The 4,827-nt window shown below is 49.8% G+C and carries 5 protein-coding genes; 1 reads left to right on the forward strand and 4 read right to left on the reverse strand.

Annotation, left to right across the window (positions count from 1 at the left end; all coding sequences use genetic code 11):
* The 4 genes from SFV55_RS12045 to SFV55_RS12060 all read right to left on the reverse strand — a co-directional run.
* A partial coding sequence (locus SFV55_RS12045) for an ATP-binding cassette domain-containing protein (RefSeq protein ID WP_320029750.1) occupies nt 1-264 on the reverse strand: 264 nt, incomplete at its 3' end.
* Nucleotides 261-1,121 (reverse strand): phosphate ABC transporter permease PstA, encoded by an 861-nt coding sequence (gene pstA, locus SFV55_RS12050; protein WP_320029751.1) that lies wholly within the window; start codon nt 1,119-1,121, stop codon nt 261-263. The genes SFV55_RS12045 and pstA, both read right to left, overlap by 4 nt.
* A 2-nt stretch (nt 1,122-1,123) precedes the next feature.
* Nucleotides 1,124-2,005: a phosphate ABC transporter permease subunit PstC gene (gene pstC / locus SFV55_RS12055; RefSeq protein WP_320029752.1), complete on the reverse strand. Its 882-nt coding sequence runs from the start codon at nt 2,003-2,005 to the stop codon at nt 1,124-1,126.
* Nucleotides 1,983-2,906, reverse strand: coding sequence for a PstS family phosphate ABC transporter substrate-binding protein (locus SFV55_RS12060; protein ID WP_320029753.1), 924 nt, complete (start codon nt 2,904-2,906; stop codon nt 1,983-1,985). Before SFV55_RS12060 ends, pstC begins: the two co-directional genes overlap by 23 nt.
* A gap of 361 nt (nt 2,907-3,267) precedes the next feature.
* On the opposite strand from SFV55_RS12060, the gene SFV55_RS12065 reads away from it, so the two are divergent.
* Nucleotides 3,268-4,827: carboxypeptidase-like regulatory domain-containing protein (locus SFV55_RS12065; protein ID WP_320029754.1), on the forward strand; the 1,560-nt coding region annotated here is incomplete at its 3' end.

Consider the following 4,827-nt stretch of genomic DNA (forward strand, 5'->3'; position numbering starts at 1 on the left):
CCCAATTTTGCGGCGCACTTCCACCACATCTTTACCCGGAGCGTAAATATTGTCCCCATCCAGCAAGATTTGCCCTTTGACTTTGGCCTCAGGACTCAGGTCGTGCATGCGGTTCATCGCCCGCAAAAGGGTCGACTTGCCACAGCCAGAAGGCCCAATCAAGGCTACGATGTTGTTTTCAGGTACATCCAGGTTGATCCCCTTCAACACTTCTTTGGAACCATAGTGCAAATGCAGGTCGCGTACCGCCAATTTCGTTTTCATATCCGGGCTTTATTAAAATTTCGGTAACGGTACCGAATGATGAAGGCAATGATGTTCAGCACAAAAACCAAACTCAGCAATACCAACGCTGTGCCATAAGCCAGAGGGCGTACTTCTTCAATGGCGTGGTGCTGAGTGGACAAAATGTACAGGTGATAAGGCATGGCCATAAAGGAGTCGTAGACGCTGGCTGGCAAATAGCGCAGGTAAAAAGCCACGCCAGTAAACAGAATCGGAGCTGTTTCTCCCGCTGCCCTGGACAAACCCAGAATCGAGCCCGTCACAATCCCCGAAACCGCACTGGGCAACACATTGGTCCAGATGGCTTCCCATTTGGTAGCACCCAAGGCCAGGGCGCCCTCGCGGTAGGAATGAGGTACATTTTTGAGCGCCTCTTCCGTAGTCGTAATGATGTAAGGCAAGGTGAGCAAACCCAGGGTAAGCCCCGACGACAACACCGAAGACCCGAGCCCCAAGCCTTGCACAAACACGGCCACCCCAAACAAGCCATAAATGATCGATGGCACCCCCGCCAGGTTGCGGATCGAAGCGCGTATCAATTGATTGGCCCAATTGTTGCTGGCATATTCGCTCAAATAAATGGCCGTAGCAATGCCCATCGGCAAGGCAAAAATGGTGGTGACCATGGTGACAAAGATGGTACCCATGATGGTGGGAAAAATTCCCCCTAAGGTCATGCCCTTGCGTGGATAATCAAAGAGAAAATCAGCTCCAATGACCCCTCCTCCTTTGGAAAATACCTCCCACAGGATGATGCCCAAAAACAGCAACACCAGGCCCACAAATAAACGGAGGATATTCAGCCCCAAAAACTGTTGCAACACTTGTTGTTTCATAGCTACATCTTGTATCTGTATCGTTTGGCAAGCCGTTCTGCAAGCAGATTGATGCCCAGGCTAATGAGGAAAAGGACGGCGCCAACCGCAAACAAACTGTAATAATGGGTAGTGCCATAGGGTACTTCACCCAACTCAATGGCAATGGTGGCCGTCATGGTGCGCACCGGGTCGAAAAAACCATGGGGCATGGCCAGGGAATTACCCGTAGCCATGAGCACGGTCATGGTTTCGCCAATGGCCCGGCCCATGCCCAGAATAACGGCGGCGATAATGCCCGAGTAAGCCGCAGGCAAAACCACTTTTATCAAAGTTGTCCATTGGTTGGCGCCAAGGGAATACGAAGCTTCTTTAAAACTATTGGGAACCGCACGAATGGCGTCCTCTGCTACCGTGATGATGGTAGGCAAGGACATGATCGCCAATAAAATGGCCCCATTCAAGGCGTTCAACCCATTGCTCAAGCCAAAAACTTTGGCGATGAACGGCCCCAGCATCACGATGCCAATGAAGCCCACAACCACGGAGGGCACTGCAGCCAAAAGTTCGATGACAGGCTTGAGTACCATTCGGGTTCTTTCATGGGCTACTTGAGCCAGGTAAGTGGCAGCACCTACGCCCAAAGGGACGGCCAAAATCATGGCTCCCAGGGTGACAAGCAGCGTACTGCTGAGCATGGCCAAAATCCCATAACTCGGTTTGCCATAGGCGGAGGGATTCCAATTGCTACTGAGGAAAAATTCGCCCAGACTGATTTCACCAAAAGCTTTCACCCCATTGATCAGCAACATCCCAAAAATGCCCAGCAACACCAGCACCGAACTGGCCGCTGCACTAAAAAATAGCCATTTGATGGCCAGATCAACGAAGTGTCGATTTCGCATATTGGAAGTTTAGAGCTTGTTCATTTTGCAATTGGTATTGCGCACTGACCGGGAAATAACCATTGACTTTGACCAAAGCCTGGCCTGCTGGGCTCAGGCAGTATTGCAGGTATTGTTGCAACCTGCCCTTGGGCTGGCCATTGGTGTATTGGTACAAGGGGCGAATGATGGGGTAATCACCAGATTCAATGTTTTGTACTTCGGTGGGCAGGAAGGCAGGTTGGCGATCGCTGCGGCTGATGGACAAAACCTTGATGCCAGTAGGCTGGGCCCCGTTTTTTTCCAGAATATAGCCCACGCCCACGTACCCAATGCCGTGCACATCGCTTTTGATGGCCTCTACAATCTGTGCAGTACCGTTCATTTGTTTGACCTCTGGAGCATATTCTGCCCGCACAATGCTGTCGCGGAAATACACAAAGGTGCCGGAGTTGCTTTGGCGGCCGTACAGGGATATTTCAGCATCGGGGCCACCCAGGGTTTTCCAGTTTTGAATGTCGCCGCGATAAATGGCACCCAGTTGTTGCAGGGATAGATTTTGCACAGGGCATTGTGGGTGCACCACTATCGCGATAGCATCCATACCCAACACACTGGCCAGTGGCTGTACGCTTCGTTCTTTGGCTAACGCGATTTCTTCCTGCTTCATCGGGCGGGAGGCATTAGCAATACTGGTTTTGCCATTGATCAGCGCAGCGATACCTGCCCCAGAGCCGCCGCCGGTAACGGCAATGGATACGTCGGGGTCGGTACTCATATAGGTTTCGGCCAGGGCGAGGGCCAGGTTGACTTCGGTGTCCGAACCTTTGATGAGGATGTTTTCGACGTGTTGGTGATTTGGGTTGCAGGCGAAGGCAAAAAGAGCCGAGGCCAGCAGGAGGATATGGATGTATTTAAACATGGTGTTGATTCACATTTGCCGTAAGTTACTGGCAGCGTGTCAACTCCAGGTTAAGCATGTGTTATCTTCCGGTAAATTGATGAAAGTCATGTTGGCCTTTGATGGATGTTACTTTTTTAGGAAGGCAGAGGCTGACGATTGTCATCAAAACAATTGGGTTGTTTTTGCTGTGCAAGTTTTTTCCTAGATGGAGAAACAGCGGAGTGTTTTACACGCAGAGTAAGAATTTAATCCAAAGGTCAAATTCGTTTAACGATCAGGATACTTCCCAGACTTACCTTCGCCAAAAGACCGTAGGCGCGGCCACGCCTACGATCAGGTGTTATCAATCAAAATGCTCAATCAACAACCTTACAAAGGTATGAAACGAAGTCTACAAAAGGTAGTCCTATCGATGGGACTTGTCATGTGTTTTACGCTAAGCCTTTTCGCCCAATCGGGATTAATCGCAGGAAAAGTATCTTCCGAAAGTGGAGAAGCCCTGCCCGGCGTCAACATTCAGGTAAAAGGAACCGCTACGGGTACCATTACAGATGTGGATGGAAAATTCCAATTGGAGCAAACATCCAGTAATTCGGTACTCATTTTTTCTGCAGTTGGCTTCGTCACCAAAGAATTTAGTGTGAGCGGGCAATTGTTCATTGAAGTGAAATTGGCAGAAGATACGCAACTGCTCAGCGAAGTGGTAGTCGCCGCTTTGGGGATCAAGCGGGAGGAAAAATCCCTGGGCTATGCTGCTCAAACCATCAATGCCAGTGCGGTATTGGATGCCAAAACCAACAACTGGGTGAGTTCCTTGAGCGGAAAGGTTGCGGGTTTGAACATTCAAGGGGTAGGCGCTGGGCCATTGGGTTCGGCACGGATCACCCTGCGTGGAGAGTCTTCGCTAAACCTCGACAACAATCAAGCCCTGATCGTTATTGATGGCATACCCGTGAGCAGCAGAATTTCGGGTACAGGATTCAACTCTCACCTGGCCGCAGATAGCCCGGTGGATTATGGCTCCACCCTTTCGGATTTGAACCCGGACGATATTGAAAAAGTGACGGTACTCAAAGGCCCTGGTGCAACTGCGCTTTATGGTAGCCGGGCAGCGGGTGGTGCCATCATCATCACCACCAAGTCTGGTGCCAGAAAAGACAAGGGCGTCGGCATTACCTTCAACAGCAATTTTAGTGTAGAACAAGTCAACCGCTGGCCCGACTATCAGTTTGAATACGGTGAAGGGCGTACCGATGCGTATTATTCTTACCTCGATAGCCCGGATGGCATCAATACCATTACCACGGTTGCTGCAGGCCGTGCCTGGGGACCAAAATTCAATGGACAGCAGTATTTTCAGTACAATCCCAATGACCCCATCGGAAAGCCTACCGAACGTACACCCTGGGTTGCCCATGACGATTACATTTCTGGCTTTTTTCAATTGGGAAAAAACTACTCCAATAGTCTCTCTTTTGAAGGCGGAAATGAAAATGGTTCGGCCCGCTTGTCGTTGACCCAACTCAAAAACGAGTGGATCATTCCGAACACAGGTTTTGAGCGCTTGAATGCTGCTTTGTCGGTCAATCAGAAAATTTCAAAGCGCCTGAAAATTTCCGGCAAAGCCAATTACACCAACAAGACGAGCGACAACCTTCCGTTAGCTGGGTACAACAACCAGACTTTGATGTACTTTTTGATCCTAGGTACAACTCCAAACGTTCGTCCAGAGTGGTTTAAACCTTACTGGCAGCAAGGATTTGAAGATGTGCGTCAGCGTAGCCCATTCAACCCTGGCCCGGATAACCCTTACCTAGGTATGTACGAAATGCTGAACAAACTGAATAAAAATGGGATGATTGGTAACGTAACCGCCAATTATGAGTTTTCACCAAAACTAGAATTGCAGATTCGTACCGGGGTAGACATGTCTCACGAG

The organism is Haliscomenobacter sp., assembly GCF_033763495.1.
Lineage (GTDB): Bacteria > Bacteroidota > Bacteroidia > Chitinophagales > Saprospiraceae > Haliscomenobacter.